Annotated in this window: 24 protein-coding genes and 3 pseudogenes; 15 read left to right on the top strand and 12 right to left on the bottom strand. The window is 56.1% G+C overall.

Annotated features, from left to right (window positions below; translation table 11 throughout):
• Positions 1-18: 18 nt before the first annotated feature.
• The 5 genes from AAEZ06_RS23540 to nosR all read right to left on the bottom strand — a co-directional run bounded on the left by AAEZ06_RS23540 (position 19) and on the right by nosR (position 7,270).
• A complete protein-coding gene (locus AAEZ06_RS23540; RefSeq protein ID WP_133102845.1) occupies positions 19-849 on the bottom strand; it encodes an ABC transporter permease in 831 nt (276 codons plus the stop codon).
• Positions 846-1,769 (bottom strand): ABC transporter ATP-binding protein, encoded by a 924-nt coding sequence (locus AAEZ06_RS23535; protein ID WP_149415009.1) that lies wholly within the window; start codon positions 1,767-1,769, stop codon positions 846-848. The genes AAEZ06_RS23540 and AAEZ06_RS23535 overlap by 4 nt, the downstream gene beginning before the upstream one ends.
• Complete coding sequence (locus AAEZ06_RS23530; protein WP_149415008.1) at positions 1,766-3,028, bottom strand: nitrous oxide reductase family maturation protein NosD; 1,263 nt, start codon at positions 3,026-3,028, stop codon at positions 1,766-1,768. The genes AAEZ06_RS23535 and AAEZ06_RS23530 overlap by 4 nt, the downstream gene beginning before the upstream one ends.
• Positions 3,029-3,101: 73 nt before the next feature.
• A complete protein-coding gene (nosZ, locus tag AAEZ06_RS23525) occupies positions 3,102-5,021 on the bottom strand; it encodes a TAT-dependent nitrous-oxide reductase (protein ID WP_149415007.1) in 1,920 nt (639 codons plus the stop codon).
• A gap of 59 nt (positions 5,022-5,080) precedes the next feature.
• On the bottom strand, positions 5,081-7,270 hold the full coding sequence (gene nosR / locus AAEZ06_RS23520) for a transcriptional regulator NosR (protein WP_350616471.1): 2,190 nt from the start codon (positions 7,268-7,270) through the stop codon (positions 5,081-5,083).
• Between the two features lie 476 nt (positions 7,271-7,746).
• On the opposite strand from nosR, the gene AAEZ06_RS23515 reads away from it, so the two are divergent.
• Complete coding sequence (locus tag AAEZ06_RS23515; protein WP_350616469.1) at positions 7,747-8,304, top strand: DUF488 domain-containing protein; 558 nt, start codon at positions 7,747-7,749, stop codon at positions 8,302-8,304.
• 20 nt (positions 8,305-8,324) lie between these two features.
• Here AAEZ06_RS23515 and AAEZ06_RS23510 read toward each other — a convergent pair whose 3' ends face one another.
• Entirely contained in the window at positions 8,325-8,681 is a 357-nt protein-coding gene (locus AAEZ06_RS23510) for a hypothetical protein (protein WP_149415004.1), read from the bottom strand.
• Positions 8,682-8,834: 153 nt separating this feature from the next.
• Here AAEZ06_RS23510 and AAEZ06_RS23505 point away from each other — a divergent pair.
• The 9 genes and pseudogenes from AAEZ06_RS23505 to AAEZ06_RS23465 all read left to right on the top strand — a co-directional run bounded on the left by AAEZ06_RS23505 (position 8,835) and on the right by AAEZ06_RS23465 (position 17,863).
• Positions 8,835-9,981 (top strand): annotated as a pseudogene (locus AAEZ06_RS23505) (transposase).
• Positions 9,982-10,588: 607 nt separating this feature from the next.
• Positions 10,589-10,939, top strand: coding sequence for a hypothetical protein (locus tag AAEZ06_RS23500; protein ID WP_149415193.1), 351 nt, complete (start codon positions 10,589-10,591; stop codon positions 10,937-10,939).
• A gap of 248 nt (positions 10,940-11,187) precedes the next feature.
• Positions 11,188-11,424, top strand: a complete 237-nt coding sequence (locus AAEZ06_RS23495; protein WP_149415194.1) for a DUF488 domain-containing protein — start codon at positions 11,188-11,190, stop codon at positions 11,422-11,424.
• A gap of 751 nt (positions 11,425-12,175) precedes the next feature.
• Entirely contained in the window at positions 12,176-12,379 is a 204-nt protein-coding gene (locus AAEZ06_RS23490; protein ID WP_133102854.1) for a hypothetical protein, read from the top strand.
• A gap of 10 nt (positions 12,380-12,389) precedes the next feature.
• Complete coding sequence (locus AAEZ06_RS23485; protein ID WP_149415195.1) at positions 12,390-13,247, top strand: c-type cytochrome; 858 nt, start codon at positions 12,390-12,392, stop codon at positions 13,245-13,247.
• 15 nt (positions 13,248-13,262) lie between these two features.
• On the top strand, positions 13,263-14,633 hold the full coding sequence (locus AAEZ06_RS23480; protein WP_149415196.1) for a cbb3-type cytochrome c oxidase subunit I: 1,371 nt from the start codon (positions 13,263-13,265) through the stop codon (positions 14,631-14,633).
• A gap of 14 nt (positions 14,634-14,647) precedes the next feature.
• On the top strand, positions 14,648-15,463 hold the full coding sequence (locus tag AAEZ06_RS23475; RefSeq protein WP_149415204.1) for a CbbQ/NirQ/NorQ/GpvN family protein: 816 nt from the start codon (positions 14,648-14,650) through the stop codon (positions 15,461-15,463).
• Positions 15,464-17,485: a nitric oxide reductase activation protein NorD gene (locus AAEZ06_RS23470; protein ID WP_350616465.1), complete on the top strand. Its 2,022-nt coding sequence runs from the start codon at positions 15,464-15,466 to the stop codon at positions 17,483-17,485.
• Between the two features lie 207 nt (positions 17,486-17,692).
• A complete protein-coding gene (locus tag AAEZ06_RS23465; RefSeq protein ID WP_256666402.1) occupies positions 17,693-17,863 on the top strand; it encodes an RNA-dependent RNA polymerase family protein in 171 nt (56 codons plus the stop codon).
• Positions 17,864-18,252: 389 nt separating this feature from the next.
• Here the strand turns inward: AAEZ06_RS23465 and AAEZ06_RS23460 are convergent.
• Positions 18,253-18,509 (bottom strand): annotated as a pseudogene (locus tag AAEZ06_RS23460) (Tn3 family transposase); the annotation flags it as partial.
• 246 nt (positions 18,510-18,755) lie between these two features.
• On the opposite strand from AAEZ06_RS23460, the gene AAEZ06_RS23455 reads away from it, so the two are divergent.
• The 4 genes from AAEZ06_RS23455 (at position 18,756) to AAEZ06_RS23440 (ending at position 20,765) form a co-directional block, all read left to right on the top strand.
• Positions 18,756-19,316: an RNA polymerase sigma factor gene (locus AAEZ06_RS23455; RefSeq protein WP_149415198.1), complete on the top strand. Its 561-nt coding sequence runs from the start codon at positions 18,756-18,758 to the stop codon at positions 19,314-19,316.
• Positions 19,309-19,737, top strand: coding sequence for an anti-sigma factor family protein (locus AAEZ06_RS23450; RefSeq protein ID WP_149415199.1), 429 nt, complete (start codon positions 19,309-19,311; stop codon positions 19,735-19,737). Before AAEZ06_RS23455 ends, AAEZ06_RS23450 begins: the two co-directional genes overlap by 8 nt.
• Entirely contained in the window at positions 19,734-20,195 is a 462-nt protein-coding gene (locus AAEZ06_RS23445) for a periplasmic heavy metal sensor (RefSeq protein ID WP_149415200.1), read from the top strand. The genes AAEZ06_RS23450 and AAEZ06_RS23445 overlap by 4 nt, the downstream gene beginning before the upstream one ends.
• Before the next feature lie 84 nt (positions 20,196-20,279).
• A complete protein-coding gene (locus AAEZ06_RS23440; protein WP_149415201.1) occupies positions 20,280-20,765 on the top strand; it encodes a hypothetical protein in 486 nt (161 codons plus the stop codon).
• 1,082 nt (positions 20,766-21,847) lie between these two features.
• On the opposite strand, the gene AAEZ06_RS28640 is transcribed toward AAEZ06_RS23440, so the two are convergent.
• Both AAEZ06_RS28640 and AAEZ06_RS28635 read right to left on the bottom strand, forming a co-directional pair.
• Positions 21,848-22,168, bottom strand: a complete 321-nt coding sequence (locus AAEZ06_RS28640) for a CZB domain-containing protein (RefSeq protein WP_256666404.1) — start codon at positions 22,166-22,168, stop codon at positions 21,848-21,850.
• 96 nt (positions 22,169-22,264) lie between these two features.
• Positions 22,265-22,540, bottom strand: a pseudogene (locus AAEZ06_RS28635) (methyl-accepting chemotaxis protein); the annotation flags it as partial.
• A 759-nt stretch (positions 22,541-23,299) separates the two neighbouring features.
• Between AAEZ06_RS28635 and AAEZ06_RS23425 the strand changes: the two are divergent.
• Positions 23,300-23,590, top strand: coding sequence for an OprD family outer membrane porin (locus AAEZ06_RS23425; protein ID WP_350616461.1), 291 nt, complete (start codon positions 23,300-23,302; stop codon positions 23,588-23,590).
• A gap of 515 nt (positions 23,591-24,105) precedes the next feature.
• Here the strand turns inward: AAEZ06_RS23425 and AAEZ06_RS23420 are convergent.
• The 3 genes from AAEZ06_RS23420 to AAEZ06_RS23410 all read right to left on the bottom strand — a co-directional run bounded on the left by AAEZ06_RS23420 (position 24,106) and on the right by AAEZ06_RS23410 (position 25,136).
• On the bottom strand, positions 24,106-24,420 hold the full coding sequence (locus AAEZ06_RS23420) for a helix-turn-helix domain-containing protein (protein ID WP_149414756.1): 315 nt from the start codon (positions 24,418-24,420) through the stop codon (positions 24,106-24,108).
• Positions 24,417-24,761, bottom strand: coding sequence for a type II toxin-antitoxin system RelE/ParE family toxin (locus tag AAEZ06_RS23415; protein WP_149414757.1), 345 nt, complete (start codon positions 24,759-24,761; stop codon positions 24,417-24,419). Before AAEZ06_RS23415 ends, AAEZ06_RS23420 begins: the two co-directional genes overlap by 4 nt.
• Before the next feature lie 135 nt (positions 24,762-24,896).
• Positions 24,897-25,136, bottom strand: coding sequence for a phage antirepressor KilAC domain-containing protein (locus AAEZ06_RS23410; RefSeq protein ID WP_256666364.1), 240 nt, complete (start codon positions 25,134-25,136; stop codon positions 24,897-24,899).
• Positions 25,137-25,310 lie beyond the last annotated feature (174 nt).

Below are 25,310 nucleotides of genomic sequence, written 5' to 3'. Positions count from 1 at the left end.
TGTCCCGAGCGTAAAAAATCAAGTAAGCCGACGGCGAAACATCCAATAAGCCAACAGCAGCGAAACGCCTACCCAGAGCAGCAGACAGAGCCATAGCAACGAAGTCGGCACGGGTAAATCGCTGCTCAATGCCATAAGGCCGACGGCATTGCCGCTGCCCTCGAAACCGGAGAGGTTGATCAAGCGGTAGACATCGGTCGGGTTGAGCAGCAGCAACCACGGCAATAGATCCGGGTTGAACGTGCCTTTGCTGAGCACCAGCAACGCCAGCAGCGCCAGATCGAATACCAGCACGAAGAGAAACCACACGCCCAAGGCCATTCCGGCTGCGCTGGATTTTTCGCTGGCCTTGCTGCTCAGCACGTAAGCCAGCGCCAGAAACACCCAGCCCAGTAGCGTGGAAGACACCATGAAGCGGCCAAACGCCCAGAGCAGCATTCCCAAATCAACATCATCGACCAGCAAGGCAATGGCCACGGCGGCACAGCCAAATCCGATCAGCGTGGCCAGCGCCAGGATCAGACCGTGACCGACAAACTTGCCCAACAGGATTTGTCCACGCCCCAAGGGGTAGGTCAGCAACAGCATCAGCGTTCCGCCCTCGTCCTCGCCGACGATCGCGTCATAGGCCAACAGCAAGGCAATCAGCGGCATCAGGAACGTCGCCAGGCTGGCGAGGCTGGCGATGGTGGCCGGAATGGAAGTGAAGCCCACTTGCCCGGACGCCGCCGCGCCGAGCCAGGCGATACCCACCGCCAGAATGGCGAACAACAAACTGATTGCTAGCAGCCAGCGATTGCGCAGCCCGTCGCTGAACTCCTTACCGGCGATACTCCAGATCTGCATCATGGCTGGGTGCCTTCTGTGCCGGTGGTCGCACGACTCATGTAGTAGCCGTAGAGGTCTTCGAGGGACGGTTGCAGTATCTCGATGTCCTGCGGTTGATCCTCGTGGAACAACTGGCGCAGCAGATCAACTTTGTGGCCATTGACAGCCATCACCTCGACCCCGTTGCCGCCCATGGCCGTAGCGATGTGCCCGGCGGCATTCCAGCGCTGCAACCATTGCTCGCGTCGGCAAAGACCACTGGCCCGGATCCGCACCGGCAAGTCGGCGTCTTCACGCAGTCTGGACAGACTTCCGATCGCCTGTAAGCAGCCATTGGCCAGGATGGCCGCACGGTTGATATGCGCTTCGACGCCTGCCAGCACATGGGAGCAAAGGATGATACTCGCGCCCTGTTGGCGCAGACGGTCGATCAACAGGTAAAGATCCTGGGTAGCAATCGGGTCCAGCCCCACCGTCGGTTCGTCCAACAGCAAAAGGCGCGGCTCGCCGAGCACCGCCTGAGCCAGGCCCAGACGCTGGCGCATGCCCTTGGAATAGGTTTTCACCCGACGGTCTGCGGCCCCCGCAAGCCCGACCTGCTCGAGCAATTCGTCCACTTGCGTCAGGGCGGCTCCTTTGAGACGGGCGAAATACCGCAGGGTTTCGCGGCCACTGAGTTGCGGGTAGAACGTCACGTTTTCCGGCAGGTAACCAAGTTGGCGACGCACGTCGGCTTGTGCGGGTCGGCAGCCGAGTACATGCACCTGGCCGGCGCTGGCCTTGAGCAGGCCAAGGATCAATTTCATCACCGTGGTCTTGCCCGCACCGTTGTGGCCAAACAAGCCCAGCACCTCGCCTTCACCCAGACTCAGGGTCAGATCGTGCAGCACGGTCATGCTGCCGTAACGCTGGCTTACCCCTTCGATCTCGACGGCATTCATAAGGTCGGCCGCTGTGTTTGGGGCATCGTCGGAAGGTTCATCAGCGGGAAACTGTCTTTGACCCCCGGCGATTTTGTCACGGGGAAACTGCTCTGAACCCAACGCAGTAATTGAATACTCGGGCTATTCATCAACAGACGGACCTGCGGGTACAGCCACAGCAGACGGTCGACGTTGTCGTTGGGTTCGTAGATCACGTCGCCCACCGCATCGTTATTGCGATCCCAACCCAGGTAATCGCTCCAATAATTGCCCTGTCCCTCGGCCGACCATTCCTGCAAGCGGGTGGCGACGTATTTGACTTGCTGCTGATTGTCGACGAAGGCGTTGCTGGCGATTCGGTTGTCTTCGGAGCCTGCAGTGAGGTGAATGCCCACGGCACTGCGCTCGAAGTGGTTGTGTTCGATGACATTGAACAGCGAGTTGTAGATAAACAGCGCCTTGCCCTCGGCACCGCTGACCATACCGCCATCGGCGGAGCCGCTGCGCACGTCGCTGACGAAGTTGTCGCGCAGCTCGGAATAGGTGATGTAGTTCATCAGGATGCCATAGCTCTCGTCCTGCTCGGAACGGTTGCCAATCACCGTCAGCTTGCGGCTCTGCATCAAGGCATAGCCGGTGCGTGTCCGGCGGGTGGTGTTGCCGAGCAACTGGTTGTCGTTGGCGTACATGTAGTGCACGCCATAGCGCAGGTCTTCCAAAGTATTGCCCTGCAGCAGGTTGCCGTTCGAGGTGTCGATGTAGATCCCGTCGCGGGTCTGTCGCACGTGATTACCGATCACCTTGGCGCCGTGCACGGCATACAGATGAATCCCATTGCCGCGATCCTGGGAGCGAATGCTCGGGTCGCCTTCGATATCGTTGTCAATCAGGCTGACGTCGTGGGTGCTGTCCACCCAGATGCCGAAGCCTGGTCCTTTCATGCGGTTGTTGCGTATCACCGCACCCCGGGCTTTGGGACCGATGAAAATCGCTGAGTTCATGGCCGTCATGTCGCGCCCCCAGTCAAGCAATGTGCAGCCCTCGATCCGCACGTCGGGAGCGCTGATGAACACAGCGTTGCCCTGCCCCTGCGCATTGATGACCGCACCTTTCTCGCAATCAATCTGCATCGGCTGATCGATAGTGAACTGCCCCGGGTACTCTCCGGCCGGCAACTTCCAGTGGTGATCACCATCGGGTTGCAGGGGCAGCTCGGTGATGGGCCGTGGCGACGCCTGGGCAAATGCCGATAGAAACACCAACACAAAAAGTGCCATGCCGTGTAATGAGTCATTTGTCAGGGGTTTGAACACTGCGTTTACCTTTTTGCGGCCCTGATGCGACCAGCCCTCAAGCCTTCTCGACCAGCATCCGGCCGACCATTTCCATGTGCAGCGCATGGCAGAACCAGCTGCAGTAATACCAGTGCAACCCCGGCTTGTCGGCGACGAAGGTGATCGAGGATGTCTGCTGTGGGCTGATCTCCATGCTCACACCGTGGTTGGTCATGACGAAGCCGTGACTCACGTCTTCCACCTTATCGATGTTGGTGATGGTCACGGTGACCTCATCACCCTGCTTGACGGTGAACTCAGTGACACCGTAGACCGGGGCCATCGAGGTCATGTAGACGCGCACTTTCTTGCCGTCGTGGATGACCTTGTTGTCGGTCTCCAGCTTGATCCCGTCTTTGGCGGCGATCGCCACGGTCTCGGCGAAAAACGGGTCGTCACGGTCCCAAATCTTTTTGGTCCGGATCTGGTCACGACGGGCCATGACGCAATCGTGGGGTTCGGCAAAGGCCGGGCCGTCGTGCACCAGTTTCATCTCGTCGCCGGAAATATCGATCAACTGGTCGTTCTCCGGGTGCAGCGGACCGGTCGACAGGAAGCGGTCCTTGGAAAACTTGCTGAGCACCACCAGCCACTGGCCGTCGGCTTCACTGGTTTCGGTCAGCGAGGCATGGTTGTGGCCCGGCTGATAGTGCACGTCGAGTTTCTGCTTGATGCAGTTGACCTTCTCGCCGCCGTAGGCGCGAACGGCTTCATCGATGTTCCACTTCACCACCTGGCTGTCGATGAACAGTGTGGTGTAGGCATGACCGCGCCCGTCGTAGGTGGTGTGAAGCGGCCCGAGCCCCAGTTCCGGCTCGCCGACCACCACGTCGCGCGGGTCCTTGAATTTGTCGTCGAACAGATCATCCAGTTTGGCGGTGGCTATGATCGTGCAGGTCGGTGAGAGTTTGCCAGCGGCAATGAAGTACTTGCCATCGGGCGTCATATTGATCCCGTGAGGGTTCTTCGGCACCGGGATATAGCGCGTGAACTCGCTGTCCTTGCCCTCAGTTCTACGACCATCGACCACCGGTGACTTGGCGTCACCCAGGGTGATGAACTTGCCGGCCTTGATAGCCGCTTCGATGCGCGGGATGTTAAACACCACCACCCAGTCGCGCTCGTTACGCATCATGCCGCCCAGGTCGTAGGCCTTCTCGGAGTTGTAGCAGGTCGACGCTGCGTACTTGCCAGTGTAGTCAGCGTCGGTGTTATCGAGGTTGCCCTCGACGATCACCTGAAAGGCCATCTCCATTTTTTCGGCATCAATGACGTTGAACATGGTGTAGCTGTTCTTGTCCTGCAGGTCGAAGGTGCTGCCGTCATTGGGGTGCGGAATGACAAACTCGGAATTGGCAAACACGTATTTGGTGTGCGGCATTTTCTGCAGGCGCAACCCATGAATGGTCTGCACGTTCGGCACGGTGAGCATCTTGTCGCACTTCATGATGTCCAGACGGATACGCGCAACGCGGCTGTTGGCCTTGTCATTGATGAACAGGTACTTGCCGTCGTACTTGCCGTCGGTCATGGACAAATGCGGGTGGTGGCAGTCGCCATTCTGGAAGTGGGCGCTGTCGCCCATGACCCGTTTGCTTTCGTTGGTCAGGCCCCAGCCGGTAGCGGAATCGACGTTGAACACCGGGATGCGCAACAACTCACGCATGGATGGAACGCCCATGATCCGCACTTCACCCTGATGGCCGCCGCTCCAGAAACCGTAGTACTGATCCAGCTCGCCCGGCCCTACATGAATTTTTGACTGCGCGTCCTTGGCCGCCGCGGCCCAGGACTCACGAGTGAATACCGCGCTACCCAACGCCGTGCCACCCGCCAGCGCGGCACCTGTCAGGGCTGAGACGCCAAGAAAACCGCGTCGGTTAAGGCCAGCGCCAATCACTGGTTCATGATCGTTTTTCGACTTTTTATCGCTCATGGGTTTTGCTCCATCGGGGGCAGATATGAGAAAGCTCGGTCAATCGATGCGTGTCCGGGTCAGGGCTCGAACACTTGCACCACCGGAATCAACTCGGCGTGCTCTGGCACGGGTGCGGGCTTGTCCCGCGTCTTACGCTTGTTCTTGAGCACCAGCGGCGGGCATTTGTTTTCGTTGTGGTAGGTCATCTGGCAATCGAGGCAGTAATGGCACTCGTTGCCGTTGATGTGACCATCCGGGTGGATCGCCTGGATCTCACATTCCTTGGCGCACAGCTGGCAGGGGGTGCCGCATTCTTTCCGGCGTTTGAGCCAGTCGAACAGACGCAGCTTGCTGGGGATAGCCAGCGCGGCACCCAACGGGCAGACGTAGCGGCAATAGACTTTGCGCGTGAAGATGTTGATGACCAGCAACGCCACCGCATAGGCCACGAACCACCACTGGCGATCGAACTTGAGGGTGATGGCGGTCTTGAAGGGTTCCACTTCGGCAAATTGCTCGGCGGTAGTCATCGACTCAAGCGAGATGCCGAACAGCACCAGCAGAATGATGTACTTCACGGCCCACAAGCGTTCATGCAATGCGAAGGGCAATTCAAATTGCGGAACCTTGAGTTTGCGCGAAGCTTCGTTGATCAACTCCTGCAAGGCGCCGAAGGGACACAACCAGCCACAGAACACTCCTCGCCCCCAGAGCAGAATACTGGCGGCGGTGAATGTCCAGAGGATGAAAACAATCGGGTCAGTGAGAAACAGTTCCCAGCGGAAGTTCTCAAACAGGGCATGGGCGAAGGTCAGGACATTGACCACCGAGATCTGCCCCAGGGCATACCAGCCGATGAACACCACGGTGAAAACCAAATAGACGCGACGCAGCCAGTGGAGAAAGCGCGGGTATTGGGTGAAGGTATCCTGCAGGAACAAAATCACCATCAACACAGCAAGGGCCGTGCAAAGGATCCCGATCTGAAACGCTTTCTGGTACCAGATATTGACCCACGTCGGTCTGTTGGCAACCTCGATGGCGGCCAGTTCTTCGGCGCTAGGCGGTGGACGCAAAAGGTATGGCTCGGGCAACTGGTAAGACAGCTCGAAGCTACTGAACACACCGCTCACCGCGCCGATCTGGCGACGCACCAGTAACTCCAGGGACCAGGGCGATCCTGGGTCGAACCGGGCCGGCTCGCGCACAATGAAAATCGACATTTCGGTGAATTCCGGCATGCCCTTGGCAAAGACATCGGAGAGCCGCTGATGGTCCATGTCGCGGAAGCTGATGATGTTGCCGAACTGGCGTAATTGCACCCGATCGAAGATCCCGCCGCGCACATACCCCGAGCCTTTATAGGAATACAGGCCACGCCCCAGCACCGCGATGGCCTGCTCGCCGGGCTTGAGATCTTGCATGAGGAAACGGTATTGATTGTCGCCCAGCAGCGCGCGGCCGATGGTCGGCGGGTTCAAGTCGGCGGTGTAGAGCTCGATAAAGGTCTCATCAACCTGATCGGCGCTGGCGTTGTCGACGCCTTCGGCTTCGGTGCCCTTGAAGGCAGCGTCGACCTGGCCACGGGTCAGGTTCAAGCGGCGGATGGCGCCGTTGCCCGTCAGTTGCTCCCAAGTGGCGGGTTCGTAAAAGTCCTGGCGCACGGTGGCGGGCTTCTGTGTTGCGCCACCCTTGTCCTCAATAAGCTTCAGCGATACGGCCACCTTGTGCGCAGCGCGCATGATGATCTCATTGACCACCATGACGGTGACCGTCGCTCCAGAGATCCCATCGACTGTCACCGCCTCTGGATCACTGGAGTGACCGACGACCACCCTTCGGTCGGCCTTGATCCCTTTGTATTTGGCATCAAAGGCATGAAGCTTTTCCACGGGAATGCCGATCAGCAGAATCGGCTCATGGTGTTCCAGCACGTAGGCATCCTGGATGACACCGTGGGTATCGAGGATGACCTGCATGTTAATCGGCTTGCCCGAGTAGGCTGGAATATCCACCACGTCCTGACTCTGGAACACATAACCAAGCACCTCTTTGCCGGTGCCGATGGTGCGAACCTTGAACTCGCCTGTCGGCTCGGAAAGCTTATCACTGCCAGGAAATATGGCGTCTACACGCTGCTGCTCGAGCCCGCCGTAGTCCTTCGCCTGTAATCCGGAAAACCCACCTAACACCAGGCACAACAAAATGATCAGCCCATATTTTAATGGACGCCGGACACCGGGCAGTGAGAACTTGGAAGCACGCATGCGTTCGCTGAGCGATCGACCTCTGACGAATGACCCGCCGAGTAACGATTATGCTCCATCGCCTCTTAATTAAGATTATGTAATCAACACTCCTCCTTACTCACGGACATTGCAAATCATATTCTATAAGCGGGTCAAAACAACTTTCAGCACCAATGGTTCAATATTTATTTAAGGAAGGAAGGCCATCCAGTAGACAAATAATCATCTTCAAATAGGTCGGTATATTTTTAGTCATTCCACATGCCTGATTTTCATCGAGTTTTCGTCTAAAATACAGACCTGAATAAATTATTTTCTTGACTATAAACTGGAATTTCCGAATCACCCCCCCCTTGCGAATACAATTTCAGGCGAAGGACCATCAATCGATGGTGAAGCGCTTGACCTTTCGCCTAAGCGTTTCTAGGAGACAGTAAACGAAGTCGATTACTCATTGTCATATTTAGCACTATTGGTATTTTGGACCCAGACTAATGTTCGAGCTTCCAGTAATTTATACAATAGGCCATTCCACCAGAACCCTATCTGAGTTCATTGAACTACTTCAGGCCGAACATTTTGAATGGCTCGCGGACATTCGTACCGCGCCCCTATCGCGAACTAACCCTCAATTCAATTTCAATACATTACCGCAAGCGCTTGCTGCGCAAAACATCGATTATATACAACTGGCCAAACTTGGCGGATTACGAAAAAAATCAAAAACTGTGGCGCCAGACATTAATGGATTCTGGATCAACCAAAGTTTTCACAACTATGCTGATTATGCATTGTCTAATGAATTTGAATCGGGACTATCACAATTGTTAGCGCTCAGTCAGAACCAGCAGTGCGCGATCATGTGTGCAGAGGCCGTCTGGTGGCGTTGCCATCGTCGGATTGTTGCTGACTACCTTATCCACCGCGGCCGGATAGTCGTTCATTTGATGGGCCGGACCATAGCTAAATCAGCAACATTGAGTAAGGCCGCTACCCCTGTGGGGCATTCTCTTGTCTACCCGGCGCAGACCTGTCGGATGAGGTGCGCCTGACATGGAGGTTAACGGCGCGCTCATGTCCCGGACAGTTTTCGAAATCTCACCGCACGGTCGACGCTGTCGACCATTTGGGAGGCAGCATGAATCGTCAGCGGGTGCTGTGTGAAACCCGGTCTTGGTGTGATGTAGCTAGCCATTTCGCGCGCGACAGCAATCTGTTGATCCGACCCTTGGGCGAGCAAAGCGATCACCAGATTTTCCAAAGCAATCACACGGACACGAAGATGTACCAGTTCGGCATTCGACAATTCAGGAATATCACTAGCCCTTTGGGTAAGGAGGCCTTCTGCTAAATCTTCATTGTCCCATTTTGAAAGCGTCGTCTGGAGTCGTTGGGAAGCAACTGACGAGATGGTCTTTTCTTCAGGCATAAGAGAATTCCCTAAAAGGAGGTAGATGTCGGATCGCTTGAGACAACTTAAACGATGATAACCGGATGATCTATCAATGATGTTGAACGAGCCCCATGAAAGACAGGACACCGTTTCCCCCTTACGAGAAGGGGTAGGCAAACGGTTATGTTCATGACTAATAGCAACGATAAGAATAGTGAGCTTTTGGGTCAGGAGCGGCGGCCCCGCTGGAGCTCAGAGCAAAAAATGGCAATGGTTCGCGAGAGCCTTGAGCCAGGACAAAGCGTTTCGGTGGTGGCTCGGCGTAACGGCATCAATGCCAACCAGCTGTTCCTGTGGCGCAAGCTTTACCAGGACGGCAGTTTGTCGGCGGTCAGTACCGGTGAAGCCGTGGTGCCTGCCTCCGAGCTGAGCGATGCGCTCAAGCAGATCCGTGAACTACAACGGATGCTGGGCAAGAAAACAATGGAAGCAGAGATCCTCAAAGAGGCCGTGGAGATCGCCCGGTCGCGAAAATGGATTGCGTACTCACCCTTGTTGCCGGGGGACAACCAGTGAAACTGGTCAGTAGATGTCTCGGTGTAGCACGCTCGCAATTAACGGTTCGAGTCAAGCAATCGGTATCGCCCAAAGTACGGCGAAGCAGGCCTGTGGACGATGCTGATCTGGTGGTTGAAATCCAGTAACAGGTCAGCGAACTGCCCAGCTATGGCTACCGTCGGGTCTGGGGATTACTGCGTCGCGCCCGTGAAACCCAGTCGCTACCGGAGATCAATGTGAAGCAGGTTTACCGGGTCATGCGCGATCATAACTTGCTGCTTGAACGCCGAATCAAACATCCCGGCGTGCCACGTCGGCACGAAGGCCGTATTGCGGTGAAAACCAACGATACGCGTTGGTGCTCGGACGGCTTTGAGTTCCGCTGCGAGGACGGCGCGAAACTGAGCGTGACATCCGCGACTTGATGCTGGAAAGCGTAGAAAAGCGCTTTGGCGATCAACTGCCCATAACTCCTGTGCAATGGCTAAGCGATAACGGCTCGGCGTACACCGCCGAACAGACACGCCTGTTTGCTCGACAGATCGGTTTGCAGCCGGTGACCACTCCGGTACGCAGCCCCCAGAGCAACGGCATGGCCGAGAGCTTCGTGAAAACGATCAAGCGCGATTAAGTGGCGCATATGCCCAAACCGGATCGGGAAACAGCGTTGCGCAACCTGGCAATTGCCTTTGAACATTACAACGAGCAGCATCCGCACAGCGCTTTGAAATATCGCTCGCCAAGGGAGTTCAGGTGCTTGGCGGCGGCATCAATTTAACAGAGAGTTGGTGTCCGGTTTTGTAGGGGCAAGTCCAGCCATCAACCTAGCTGGTGAGAAGGGCTAAACCGAAAGGCAGGATATTGTATTCTCTTTGTGCAAGATGACTGCTCATAAAAAACAATATAAATCATATGATTAAAAATTAAATGGCCTAATTTTCAGTTATTTCGACATGACCCCCGGTAGAGATCACCATACTTTTTGGTTGAGGTGATACGTCATCTATCGCTGGTCAGCTCGAATGCAAACAAGTGGTCAGTGGGAAAGCAAACGACAGCCTGCCCGACTGGCATCGGAACTGTGGCCTTTACCGGCATTGCAGCTTACAAATGTTAGTTGAGCACTGGAGGCGTCGGAATATCCCTAGCATTGGTACTGCGCCCCCATGTCAAAGTCACTCATCGAGTACCAATCGTCCAGCCATGCACGCACAAGCTATCAGTCGAGAAGTCATATTGACTATTTGCTTGTCATTATGACCTTTTTATAATCAGGTCATAATGACCATGAAATTTCCTAAGTAATTGAAATCAATCGATAAAATTATTGGCCCGTTTTGTGTATTGAATAACGAACTTAACGCAAATCCCAAAGGGACAATGTCATGACTCGTTCAATCGCGCTCGGTTTTACCCTGTGTACACTGCTGTCTCCGCTATGCCAGGCAGACCAGATAATCCGTGAAGTCCCCGACACAACCGCTGGCAAGGGTTTCGGCGCCTTGGCCGGAATGATGGTTGGCGCGGCAGGCGGCCCGATTGGTGCATTAGTCGGCGCAGCTGGGGGTTTTTTCGCAGGCAGTGCGGTGCAAGTAGGCATTGGCAAATCTGAAACCGCTTATGACGTGAAAAACGCCCAAGGTGAGATTAGTACGGTGCGCTCACCCAATGCGAGTTTTGAAGTCGGGCAGCAGGTCACGCGTAAAGGTGCGCGACTGGTGGCATCTGAGGAGTAAGAAGCTGAAACAGTTTCATGCAACTAATAGAACCGTTTTTTAGGCTCGCTTGCGGGCCTTTTTTAAATCCCTTTTTGAAATTTATTATTAACGAGTTCGATGATTGATCAGCTTCCTTATAGATCCCCACCACTCGATGTTCTTCCCCCCATGGCTTGCCCGGTCAACCCTGAGGTATGATCCTCTTTGTCGTCGATTAGCCCTTCTGCGCTACGCAAAAATCGACCACATACAAATACCGGAGCTTGATGAGTTTCGAAAATAACCGCGCACTAAACATCAAGGTATTTTGGATCAACCAAAGTTTCCATAACTATACCGATTATGCGTTGCCCGAAGAGTTTGAACATGGATTTTTACAGTTGTCGGTACCCAGTCAGGACCAGCGATGCGCGCTCATATATTCGGAAGCCGTTTTGTGGCGTTGCCATCGTAGAATTGTAGTTGACAACCTTCTCCATCGCGGCAGGAAGTTGTACATTTGATGGGCCGAGTCAAAATCAAAGCCGAACCCAGAACGTTGACCGGGCCGCGACTCCTTTGGGGGATTCGCTTGTCCCCATCGGCAACTGGCGGATGATAAGGTGTCCGGCAGGTACGTCGATGGCGGGCTCACAACTCGGACAGTTTCGAAATCGCACCACACGATCGACGCCATCGATCATTTTGGAGGCCGTATAAATCGTCAGGAGATGCAGAAGCCCGGTCTTGGATTTTCGGTCAAGCCGAAGTATGTCTAAAGCTGATGCTTGAACGTAACAACCAGCTGTTCAGCGAAGCACATAGCTTGAGCTGCGCCGCCCTTGATTTTCTCGATAGGCTCTATCTGGATTGGAAGTTTTCAGCCAGTATCATGAGAAGAGACGAAATACCGACCTCAAATATCATGACGCCATTGAGCACTTATGGTTGATCATGACTGAATACTATGCGCCTCCGTCCTCAATAGAGATACGCTGATCATTTGCTTCGCCTCGATTATTTCAATCTATTCTGTATGATGGCCACTACGACTGGTTCAAATTTTATTTGATTTCTTGACAGTTATGCGAACTCTACTACCCTCAAGATCATTCAATTTCCCAACTTGAACCACGGCACTCAAATATGCAGCGCTTGGTATCGTTAATAATTAGTGCCTGTTCTCGGCTATTTGAATCCTGACCTCAGGCAATCGTCAGGGCAGCAGAAGTCGAGGTCGCCCGCCTCGTTCTGAGCAGCGCAAAGCCGCTGTGCATGCGCCTAACGCTCTTCCTGTTGATTAATACCCACCCGGCAGAGCGCTTTTCCGGGAACTTTCCACCTGCACTTTCTACTCGGGAGGCAGCCGTGCAAAAAGCTTTGAAGATAGTCAGCTATGCCGTGCTCGTGCTGATGGCCAGCGCGGTCGTTTATGCCAGCGTTATAGGCATCACCTACTGGACTGGTATCGGCGTCTAGGGAGGTCGCAATGAACAAACGCCAGACACGCTCGTTCGCACTGATATCGACGGCCATCGCCGCCGTGGTGTTTCTCGGCATGACGGTTGATAGTCACCGCCAGTTTCCAAAATTGACCAACGCTCAACAGATCACGCCAGAGGTCACTCGCGGCAAGGATGTATGGCATGAATACAATTGCATCAATTGCCATACGTTGTTTGGTGAAGGCGCGTATTACGCTCCGGACCTGACGAAAATCACCCAGCTGCGCGGCGCACCTTATCTCACCGCGTTCCTCAAAGACCCCTCAAAGTTTTATGACGAGCAACGCCATCGCCGGTTGATGCCGAATCTGAATCTCAATGACGAAGAAATCGCGGCGTTAATCGCCTTTATGGATTGGGTGAGCAAGGTCGACAATCAAGGTTGGCCACCAAGGCCGATTCTGGTGACCGGCACGTCAATTCCCGGCATGGACTTAACCGTTGCGCAACAGAATGTCGCCGGTGGCAACCAGCCACCCGCCGCACGCCCGGTGTCCGACAAGGAAGACCCGATTGCCCTGGGTGAGGCGCTGTTTCGAACCACGGCCACACCGGTGTGCAGCGCTTGCCATTCGATTGCACCGGGGGTCAATCTCGCCGGACCGACACTGGCCGGGTTGGCTGCTCGGGCCAAACAGGTCATGGCCTCGCCTGACTACAAGGGCGAGGCCAAGGACGTCGAAGGCTTCATCCGCGAGTCCATCGTCACGCCAAGCGCCTACCTGCATCCGGGCGACATGTATTCCGCCAATGGCATGTCTTTCATGCCGGACACCTTCGCCAAATCGCTAACGCCCGAACAGATCGATCAACTGGTCGCCTATCTGGCGTCGTTCCAGTAATCAAAGGGGATGACCATGCGTTACAGATCTCAATCCGTCGCTTACTGGTACTTCGCCGTTGCCATGGCACTATTCGGTCTGCAACTGGTATTCGGCTTGCTCTCGGCGGCCAAATACCTCGGACCGGATCCCCTGCTGGACGTGTTGCCCTTTGATGTCACCAAGGCGATACACACCAATCTGTTGATCGTCTGGGTGCTGACCGGATTCATGGGGGCAACCTACTGGATGGTGCCCGACGAGTCCCGTGGCGAGTTGCACAGCACCAAACTGGCCTATATCCAGCTCGGGTTGTGGACGGCCATGGGCGTCACCGCCGTGCTGGGCTACCTGTTCGGTTACGGCACCGGGAACAAATTGCTCGAACAACCGCTGCCGCACAAGATCGTGATCGTGATCTGCATGCTGATGTTTCTCTACAACATCGGCATGACCATCAAGAAAGCCGGGCGTTTCACTGCCACCGAAGGCGTTCTTTTGTTGGGTTTGGCCAGTGCCGCTGTGCTTTATTTGCCGGCGCTGCTGCATTATGAAAACTACGTGGTGTCGATCTACTACCGCTGGTGGACGATTCACCTGTGGGTCGAAGGTGTCTGGGAAATGATCCAGGGCGGCTTTCTGGCCTATCTGCTGATCAGGCTGTCCGGCGCTGATCGCGAGGTCATGGAGAAGTGGCTGTACGTCATTGTCGGCCTGGTGTTCATTGCCGGCATCCTTGGCACCGCCCACCACTATTACTGGATCGGCGTCCCCCATTACTGGCTTCCATTGGGCGGCTTCTTCAGTGCACTTGAGCCTATGGCGCTAGTCGGCATGGCGATCTATGCCTACAACGCAATGCGCCGCTCCGGCCTCTCTCATCCCAATAAACTGGCCTTGCACTGGACCATAGGCAGCGCCCTGTTCACCATGTTTGGCGCCGGCCTCCTGGGTCTGGCCCACACCTTTCCCGACGTCAACAAATGGACCCATGGCACCCTGATCACCGCCATGCACGGCCATGCGGCCTTTTATGGAGCCTACGTCATGATTGTCCTGGCGATGATCACCTATGCGCTGCCAGGCATGACCCGTCGTCCCGTGGAAGAAAGCAGTATCGGTTATTGGGCATTTTGGCTGCAGTTGGGAGGGATGTTCGGCATGACCCTGTCATTTGCCACTGCGGGCATTGCTCAGGTGTACCTTGAACGCATTCTCGGCATGGGCTATCTGGATGTGCAGTTGAAGATTCAGGTGCATTTCCTGATGCTGGTGGCGACGGCGTCGATGTTCAGCCTGGGTGTCGGGCTGTTTATCTTCGATTTTTTCCGCCATGCGCCGCAATTCAATGTCGATGAAGCCGATCCGGTTCTGGACGCGCCTCGTGCGTCGGGCGCAGCGTTGTGATGGATCGTTCGCGAATGCAGCAGAACCTGTCGGCCGCAGAATCCGCGCTGCTGCAAGCTGAACCCTATTACCAGCCCAGCGGCGCCGAGGTGGCGATCTTCGAGCAATGCCATGCACAGCAACTGGCAGTCATGCTCAAAGGACCCACCGGGTGTGGCAAGACCCGTTTTGTCGAACACATGGCTTGGCGTCTGAAGCGCCCGCTGATCACTATTTCCTGCCATGACGACTTGAGTGCCAGCGACCTGGTCGGGCGTTTCCTGATCGGTCACCAAGGCACCCACTGGACGGAAGGCCCGCTGACCCGAGCCGTGCGCGAAGGCGCGATCTGTTATCTGGACGAGGTGGTCGAAGCGCGGCAAGACACCATTGTCGTCTTGCACCCGCTGACCGACCACCGACGCATTCTGCCCCTGGACAAAATCGGCGAGATCGTCGAAGCCTCGCCACACTTTCAATTGGTGGTGTCCTACAACCCCGGCTACCAACGGATTCTCAAGGACTTGAAGCCGAGTACCCGACAGCGCTTTGTGGCGCTGGATTTTGACTTCCCGCCGGCCGAGCGCGAAATGGCCATCGTTATCCATGAAGGTGGAACCGACTACGCCACCGCCCACGCCCTGGTCACCCTCGCCCAGCGGCTACGCGCCTTGCAGGATCGAGGCCTGGCGGAAGTCCCCAGTACCCGTCTGCTGATTGCCACTGCGCGACTGATTACCAGCGGCATTGCTGCGCCCATCGCCTGCCGGGTTGCGCTGATCTCGCCGCTATCCGATGACGCGGTGCTGGTCGCTGCCATGCGCGACCTCGTCGACCTGTCGTTTATCTAGATGGCCGAAGCCGAGGACGTCATCACCGATGTCGCACGCCACGCGACGGTGTATGCACAGGCGTTGTGGCGTCGTCACCTGGCCCCTTCGGACACTGCAAAAATCGTCACCCTCGGGGATGTTGTACAACACCTCGATCTGCTGATCAAGGCGGTGTTCAACACCCATTATTCGCTGCGCGTTGCGCAACCACCCTCGCCGCCCACGCTACTGAAAAAGCTTTTGCTACGTAACGAAAAACCGTGTGGGCAAAGCGCCATCCCGGCGACCGACGGCGTGTCCTTATGGCTGCCGGCGCACCTGGGCAGCGGCGAAAGTCCGCTGACGCTGGAACGTTATAGAACGCTGGCCTTGCAACAGGCTATGCGCGCCCGACGAGGCAGTGCCAACGCCCTGTCAGCCCTCGACAACCCAATGCAGCGTAGCGTCTATCGGCTCCTCGAAGCCTGGGCGGCTGATGCGGATCTGATACGCCTGTTACCGGGGTTGGCGCCATCAATTCGTGGCTTGCGCCAACATGCCCTGGCGACCCGTCCACCGCTTCACGCCTTTTCCAAACAGCGACAACCCCTGGAAAACTTCCTTCGGTTACTGCTGAGCAGCGAAGTTGGCGCGCCTCTGGAAGGGCTGGCGATCCCCACCGAAACGGCCGACTCGCTGCAACTATCAGAAACCCTCGCGCAACGTCTCCAGTGCGCCGAAGCGTCTCACGGGCTCGGCGCTCATCTGCTGTTTCTCGATGCCTGGACCGGCGACCTGCGCGAGCCACCGGCGGGCCAGAAGGTGTCGCCCCTGCCCGGTGAAATCGACAACGAAGACGCCCTGCCACGCAGTGCCCGCCTCACACGTCAGCCCACTGCGCGCAAGGCCTGTGCCGACGAGGACGACGAGCGGGAACAAGGCATGTGGATGGTGCAAACCGCCGAACCGCTGGAAAAAGCCGAAGACCCTATGGGCATGCAACGCCCGACCGACCGGGATACTGATACCCCGGCGGCTGATTTCGCCGAGTCATTGTCCGAACTCAACGAAGCCCGACTGGTGGTCACGGCAGGCCGACCGAAAGAAGTGTTGCTGTCTGACGACCCGCCACAGACCCGGGTCCAGCGCGCTGCACAGGACATTCTCCGCAACGCAATCAGCTACCCCGAGTGGGATTACCGCCGCCAGATCTACCATGATCCGGGCACCTCCCTGCAACTGTGTCCCGCCCAGGATGGCCCGCAGCAGTGGGTCGAGCGAACCCTCGAGACTCACCGCCCGGTGCTCGATGCCATCCGCCGGCAATTCGAATGCCTGCGGGCGCAGCGTGTCAGGCTGCGCAAACAATGGGAGGGCGACGATATCGATCTGGAGGCGTATATCGACGGTTGCGCCGAGGCCCGCGCCGGCCTGAGCATGCCGCAGGCGCTGTATCAAACCCAGCGTCGTGGCCGACGCGACATGGCGATCATGTTGCTGATCGACGTCAGCGGCTCCACTGACAGCTGGCTGTCCAACCATCGCCGGGTCATTGATGTCGAGCGCGAGGCATTGCTGCTGGTCTGTCTGGCGCTGGAGAGCCTGGGCGAGCCCTATAGCGTGCTGGCGTTTTCCGGCGAAGGGCCGCAGCGGGTCACAATCCGCACCCTGAAAGCATTCGATGAGCGCTACAGCGATGAAGTCGGTCGGCGCATTGCCGCCCTCGAGCCGGAACGCTATACCCGGGCCGGCGCCGCCCTGCGCCACGCCAGCACATTGCTGATGCGCGAAGCCGCCACGCACCGTCTTTTGTTACTGCTCTCCGACGGCAAGCCGAACGATGTTGACCAGTACGAAGGCCGCTATGGTGTCGAAGACATGCGTCAGGCCGTGACCGAAGCCAAGCTCCAAGGCATCTATCCGTTCTGTTTGACCATCGACCGCCAGGCGGCGAATTACCTGCCGGCGGTATTCGGCTCGCGGCAATATGCCTTGCTGCACAGACCAGAGTTGCTGCCCAGTGTGCTGCTGGACTGGATCAGACGACTGGTATCAGCGTGAACTAGAGCCGCCCCGCCAAGACTTTTTCGCGGCACGCGGTTTTCGGCTCATTACTGAGTTTCCCGCCAGTGGGGCGATGACTTCAATGACGAGAACAATCTCGACGTCGGGGCATCCCGCATACCTCGGAGCAAAACTTTCCAAGGCAATGCGCAGCCCCCATTTCATCCGAGAGTTTGCTCTATTGTTGCCGGTGCTCTATCGCCATTGCTGGCGAATATCTATCTTCACTCCGTGCTGGTTCTGTGGACAAGGCAGTGGCGCGAGCAACATGCCCGTGGCGATGTGATCGTTGTTCGCTACGCGGATGACAGCGTGGTGGGCTTCAGGACGCAATGGCAGACTCAGCAGTTGGTGGGTTCCAAATACTGCGCCTGACGGTCAAGAATCGAATGCGTGCGACGCTGCTGGCTATTCGGGATGAGCTGAAGCGCCGGTGTCATGAACCCCTCCGGGCTCAAGGGCAGTGGCTCACTCGGGGGTGAGTGGTTACTTCAATTACCACGCGGTGTCAGGAAACATAAAGCTGTTGAGTGGCTTCAGGAAGGCCGCATGAGTCATTTGCGCACAGTTAGATGAGGCCGCGAACGTGTTACAAAAGCCTTACGGTCTGAGAAAATTCGGGGCTACGTTGAGCACCGAAAACACGATCGAAAGGATGGGGCGTTCTCTGCCGATCGTCACTACCGCGTGTGCCGGTCAAGTCGAATGCAACAGTTGGTCAGCACGAATGCAATTGACCAGTCAGTGGCAATGCGAATGGATGGTCAAGTCAATGCAATTACGCGCCTGGCTAACGCCCCTCTGAGAGGCCACCCGCTGATACCCATCAACTGCCGCCAGACGTAATCGCCGGTCAGGTTGATGTGCTCCCATCCCCGCGGCGACAGGTGTTGCAGCAGCTCGCTGTCCACCGGCTGCCGGTCTCGCCCAACCCTTATGTCGCGCGCTCCAGGTACACCGTGTTCCACAGCACGATGGCGGCCGTCACCAGGTTGAGACCGCTGGCCCGGTAGCGCTGCTGGCACGATTGAAGTTGCAGTTCAAATCAAGGTTGCCGATACGCCATTGTGTCTTTACGGGCGATTGTCACGAACGCGCGCACCGTCGGTTTTGTTGGCGCGGCTAATCAGCCACAGATCGGCGACTCATGGGGTGGGAGCAACGGATAGAATGTGCACTTAAGCCACGCTTGTCTTTTGCCCCCATCTGGATAGATGACAACTGAGCTTAGCGTACGTTTTTTTCCAAATGCTGCGGGCTCCTCTTAATGAACGAAAGCGAAGACGACCTCATCCAGCGCGCGGTAACCGGCAATCGGCAGGCCTTCGCCGCCCTGGTAGGTAGCCATCAGGCGCGCGTTTTCCACTTCATCCGTCGCCTGCTCGGCTGCTCCGACGAGGCTGCAGACCTTACCCAAGAAACCTTCATCAGGGCATTTCAGGCCTTACCGAGGTGGCGTCCCGAGGCCCGCTTCCAGACATGGCTACTGCAGATCGCGCGCAATGCCGCGCTGGACACGCTGCGCAAGCGACGACGGCATGCCGAAGACCCGCTAGAGGACCATGCAGAGCTGGTCGACCCCGCGCCGTCGCCGCTGAAGCAACTGGAAAGCGGGCGCCGCCTCATGCTGCTGGAGCGGCTGCTGGCCGGCCTACCCCAAGAGCAGCGGGAGATCCTCCTGCTACGAGAGGTCGAGGGGCTGTCCTATGACGAGTTGGCTGCCACGCTGCAGATCAACACCGGTACTGTCAAATCGCGCCTAGCTAGGGCTCGCGGAGCGCTGCTGCGCGCCTATCGCCAGGCTCACGGAGGCCACACCGATGACTGAACATTTGGATTTGGCGACGTTATCCGCCTACCTCGATAACGAACTGGCACCCGACGAGCACACTCGCGCTGCCAATCACCTACCCGTCTGCGAACAATGCAGCGCAACCCTGGCGGAACTGGGCGCACTCAGTCGCAGTCTGCAGGCGCTGCCCTGCGCAGCGTTGCCAGACAAATTGAGCGAACGCCTGCACGCGCAATTCGCACCCGCACCAGGCCGCACGCGCTGGCAACGACGCTGGATGCAGATAGCCAGCGCTGCCGCGTCGATCATGCTCGGGCTGCTTATCGGCAGCGCCCTCCAAGAACCGCCGCAAGCCCGCCCTGCCGCCGCCTCCATGCTTGCCGTGCTCGGCAGCGCTCCGCCCGGCGCGCTGTGCGCACGTCCCGAACTCTGCTACCTGAAGGTAAATCTGAAATGACCCAATCGACCCTGCGCAATGCCCTGGTCCTGTCCCTGCTCGTCAACCTTGGCATCATTGTCACGGCGGGCTGGCAGAAGCTGCAGCACGACGGACTGCCGATGCCCTCCGGCGCACCCACCGAGCTGTCGCGCCACCTGCAACTGAGCACCAGTCAGCTGCAGCGCTGGCACGATGCCGAGGCGCCTTTCCTGGCGTTCCTGCATGATTCCAACTCAGCCATCGGCGAGCACCGCAACCGACTGATCGAGGCAATCTTCGCCGAACAGCTAGACCGCGCGGCGATCAATGCCGAACAACTGAGGATCGCCGAACTGCAGAACGAACAACAACGCCTGCTCATCGAGCAACTGCTGCTGGAGCGGGAAATCCTCGAACCACAGCAACGCGAGAAACTGGCTCTGTTGTTGATGCAGCCCATCGGCGCCGGCACCATCGAGCAGTTGCATCGCCAATGACGAAATCGATGGAACAAATCCGGACAGCCATCGTTAAACGATAGGGGCCGCCCTTTGCTGCTCCAACCACCAGGAGTTACTCAGATGATCAGCAAACCCAAAGCCTTCGCTCTCGCCTTCATCCTCGGCAGCGGCACGCTGGGCTATGCCGGCATCGGCCTCGCCGCTACAGATCACGATCACGGCCATGCCGACGGCGCGACGGCGCTGCAACTCGACGAGGGCACCCGCTGGAACACCGATGCGCCGCTTCGCAAGGCGATGGGCAAGGTAAACGAGAGCATGCGCCAGGCCCTGCCCTCGATCCACGAGAACCGCCTGTCTGCGGTGCAGTATGACCAGCTCGCTGAAGAGGTCCGAAGCCAGGTCGCCTACATGGTCGAGAACTGCAAGCTGGGCGCCGAAGCCGATGCGCAGTTGCACCTGATCATCAGCCGGCTGCTAGCCGGCGCCGATGCCATGGCAGACACTCGGGCCACACAGCGTGACGGTGCAATCACCATAGTGGGCGCATTAGGCGACTACACCAGCTATTTTGCCGACGACACTTTTACCCCGATCAAGCATTGACAGGCTGCCAGGACACCTCTTGTCCGGCTGAGCTGGCGCGCTCGCAGAGGTGACCGACTCGGTCGCCAGAGGCATGACGAGCGCACCTTTTTCGCGGTCGCCACTACGGTTGGCCAGCAGGCTGGCAGTGGCTGGCTGCAGATAGGCTTCCAGCTGGCGTTGCAGCATCGTATCGACCACCCGCCCGGGCGATCCGCTCACCACCCGGTTCGCAGCCCAGCCGATAGCGATACAGACGCGCTGGCCGCCCCTTCGGCTGAACCCGTAAGCGATCACAACGAATCATCGCCACCGTCTGGTCGGCACCACGTCGACCTGAGTGCCGACCACGTCGCGACGGCTGCCGAAGCGCTCGCTGATCGGAACAGGTCCATCTCAGTCACTTCCTTTGCCCTAGGGCAATTCGTTGCTGCTCCAGATCCTGACCTTGCGTCGAAACCCAAACGTATCCAATCTGCTGAGCTTCGTTTTCCATGAAGCACCTGTCGCATTTATTGTCACAGGTAATTTATGACGTGCGACAGATTTATGCGACATCTCATAGGCAGCAAATTCAGCAGCGACGCTTCTGTCGTATAACTTAGGAGTAAAGCGACGACTGTGGCTTGGAGCGACGAACAGCTCAGGGCTTATCGCCTTGAGGCGGACAAGGGGTTTGAGAAGTATGGAACTGAAAGTACACTTAAGCTCGAAGGTCTTGGAGACGACCCTTCACCAGAGAGATATCACAGATCTTCGTCTGGATTACGCAGCGATCTCAGCTCACCTCGGGTGACCTCTTCCGGTATCGCGAAGGAGTATCGCCCCAGCATATGATGTGCTCGTAGATCAGCGGCGACAGCCGAGCCAGATCCTCGTCCTGCACCGGATACCCATACCGGAGAGCAGGAGTTGAACTTGGCCAGCTCAAGTGGTGTGGCTGCTTTGTGGCTCGGCTTTTACTGGGTCGTTACTCCGATGAACTCGGCACACGCGTCTACCAGTAATAAACGGTCTCTGGCAACCTGACAATCCTGAATGATCGCTTTCAGCTTATTATTCTGGATAGTCCCACTAAATTAACAGATTGACTGAAAGTCAAATCAGTGAGGTAATATTTGCCTGATGCTTTTAACTGTTTGCATAACAGTCAGGTTTGCCGCTTCCATTGCACTCACATGCTTAAGCGTATTCTTCAGATCACCTTTGGCATGAGCAACAATCGCCGCCAAACCACTGCTATGTACGAGTTTGTGGGGTATTTCCAAGCGGCGTAACGCTGCATCATGGGGAGTCTTGGAATTTTTTTGCTCATAGTACCACTGGCCAAATAAGCATTCGGTTTCATCAGGCAGGACCAGGGGTTCTTGGCGAGGATTGATCAGCCGATCATAGACTGCAACTTTTATAGTAAGCTCTTCCATATTGGCAAGTTCTATTTTTGAAAGGACATGCGACCGATCAATTTCAAGCTGCATAGTTTGAGCTTCTTCGAACATGCTTGTCATTGCCTGTGCGGTATGATCAATGACCGAGGTGAATATTTCCGATGCCTTACTTTGTCTGGAAATAGCGTCTTTGGCGATGCCGACTTCTTTTTGGATAGCCGATGTTTCGTTGACTATCTCCTGGGTAGCTTGAGCCGTCCTTTCCGCCAGATTACGGACCTCATTTGCCACGACGGCAAAACCTCTTCCCGATTCACCGGCCCGGGCTGCTTCGATCGCCGCGTTGAGTGCCAGAAGGTTGGTTTGACGTGCGATATCTCTAATCAGATCGACGATACGATCAATTTCGCCAGCACGACTGACTAAATGATTTATCACGTTTTCGAGCGCCTCCACCCCCATTTCCAGAACGTGAGATTGATCCTGCAACTCTTTGATCTGTCCACGATTACTGACCGCTGCACACGCTACGTTTTCGGCACGCTGATGATTGAGTTCGAGTTGTTGGTTAAGCGTGGAGAAAGACTCACTCACGTGTGATAAAGAGTTACCACATGTCAAAAGATTTTCAGACAGTCCTCGATAGAAGTCTCGCTGCCGCAAGTCTTCCGCGCGCGTTTCGGTGAGAGAGGGATCGATCGTAACAGGCGTTAGAAAGGTTATTATTGGACCTTCCGTGACCGGATCTGTTTTGTGTAAATTTTTTCGCCAAAATGGACGCATTTTTAACACCCTTTCCAGATTTTAATAGAACACCCATTATTATTCGCAGCACATCGACTGCAGAATAAGACATAGCTTCTTGAATTTCGACGCCGGACCGTCATTTAACTTCTTTTCGATTAAAGGTGACAATCCGTTGATTACCTTTCCGTAGAGTTGTCGAGTCAGGACTTCGCTAGCGACAATAATTTTCTGTTGCTCAGCTCTTATTTAAGACAGATGATCATACCGATAAAGATCAATATTCTTTTTGACCGCGATCAACAAACTCTATTTTTGCAGGACGCAACAGGGCAGACGGTCTCAAGGAGCAAGTGCAACAGTCCGTTAATTAAAAAGCAACTATGGTTTTTTGCTTAGGGTACGGTTGCGCTCGATTCTTTATTGGTAACTGCGAATGGCGTCGTTTTCATCGAGGACAGCAAATCAACTCTCAACTTCAGAAACTTTTATTACAACAGCGACATCCGTGATACGCATAAGCCCACCGCAGATGAATGGTGGCAGGCGTTCGTACTCAACGTACAGTCTGGCTTCACCGCAGGCACCATTGGCCTGGGGACGGATGCCATTTGGCATTTATGCAGTCGGTCTCAAAGAGCAAGCACAACGTTTGATGTAAGGGATTGCCATGTCTATCATCTAAGTACCGAGGAGCCGTCACCATTATGGTGATGCTATTTCCTCGGTGCCGTGCCTACCCTGAAATTTGATAGTGGGCGATCGCTGAAAACCGATTTGCGCTGGTTCAGGACACGTGGCGATAGGGCGAACGTCCTGGGTACTCCCGGTTACAGAACTTCGAGCTACACAAAGAACGACGACTGGGAGATTGACGACTGAATCGCCCCGGATTCTCTAGGCACCTTGCAAGCTCATTGCGTAACGCTTTTCAAACTCTAGGCCCAGTCAACATCGGGCCGGAGTTCTTCACAGGTCACTGCCCTGCTCGACTCTCGCTCAAGATTGATAGCGAGGCCTGGACCTGCCCGGCACAGGACAAGGCCTCGCCGCGAGCTGTAGCGGTTATCGAGAAGCTCGTCCGGGCTGCGGCTAAAGGCAGGCTCAAGGATTCGGACCTAGCCCTGCTCGAGGGCATCGCCAGCCTGCTAGAGAAAGCCAACGCCGAAAAGGCTTGAGCCAGATGCAGAAAGCCCGGCACTTGGCCGGGCTTTGGAGTAACTCTCAATTCAAACGGTGTTAAGACGCTCAACCATGTCGGGGAAGCGCTGAACCAGCTTAATCAGCAGTGCCGCCTGAGCATTGGGCTTGGACTTCGATTGTTCCCAGTTTTTCAGCGTGTCAGGGCTGGCCCTGATCTGCCTGGCGAACACTGGCTGCGACATGTGAAGCTTTTCACGGATGGAAATGATCTCAGCAGCTGTCACCTCTGGAGGTGCAAGAGCCTCCACTTCGTATTGGCGAAGAGTAATCTTCCCCTTCCGATGCTCGCCCATCTCGCTTACACCTTGCATCAGCTCAGCAAACAGATCGCGCTTTTTCATTTCCCACCTCGTTTTTTCAGCTCTGCATCAATAGCAGCTTTCAGTGCCTTCTCCTGATCAGCGGTCAGGTTCGCCATTTCATCCTTGTCACAGATCGAAAACATCCAAAACTGTTCGTCATTAAGCAACCAGTAGTAAATGACACGAAGCCCGCCACGCTTTCCCTTCCCACGACGAATGTCCTGCCAACGGAGCTTTCTGAAGCCGCCCGTACGTGGCATTACATCGCCCGCCTCAGGATTCGCCTGCATTTCCGTCTGAAGCTGCCGATACTCATCGTCAGTCAGGTAATCACCTACGGTGGCGGTGAAGCTTGAGGTTTCAAAGAAGACTGTTTTCACTGGGCATAAGTATACGCAATTTGCTTACATTTAAAGGCGTAACAACGAGGGCCATCTGCCAGCCCACCGTTACGCCATCAAGATTTACCAGAGCTCCAATCAAAAGTCCGGCTCTAGGCCGGGCTCTTTTCACTCCTACGCCAATAAGTCAGCGTCCCTCTCCCGCCACAACGCTTCCAGCTTCGTCAGGCCTTTCCCGGTAATCAGCGTCGAGCATGTCGGGATCGTGCCGTCGATTGGATGTTCGAAGGTACCGAGCTTCACATCCAGCAGGCCGACCTCGATCTTCGCCTGGTACGGCTCGTTCGACCGGGTGACCCAGCCCTTCTGTCGCATGAACTGCAGCAGCCTGGTATAGAACTGCTTGAGTCCCACGATGAAGCTCAAGAGCTAGCGGCCCAATATACTGATGAAGATGACTTCGAAGCCCCGGAGATAGGTAGAGTCGAAGGGGTCGACTTACTTGCCCTGCTTGGGGTGGTGGACATCGTGGAAGCGCGGGGTGAACAACTGGCTTTGACACACTCCGGATCTTCTTATCTGGAAAAA

Origin of the sequence: Pseudomonas sp. HY7a-MNA-CIBAN-0227 (assembly GCF_040310325.1) — a bacterium.
Lineage (GTDB): Bacteria > Pseudomonadota > Gammaproteobacteria > Pseudomonadales > Pseudomonadaceae > Aquipseudomonas.
Note: the sequence above shows the minus strand (reverse complement) of the source record. Positions and strands in the feature narration are given on the sequence as shown.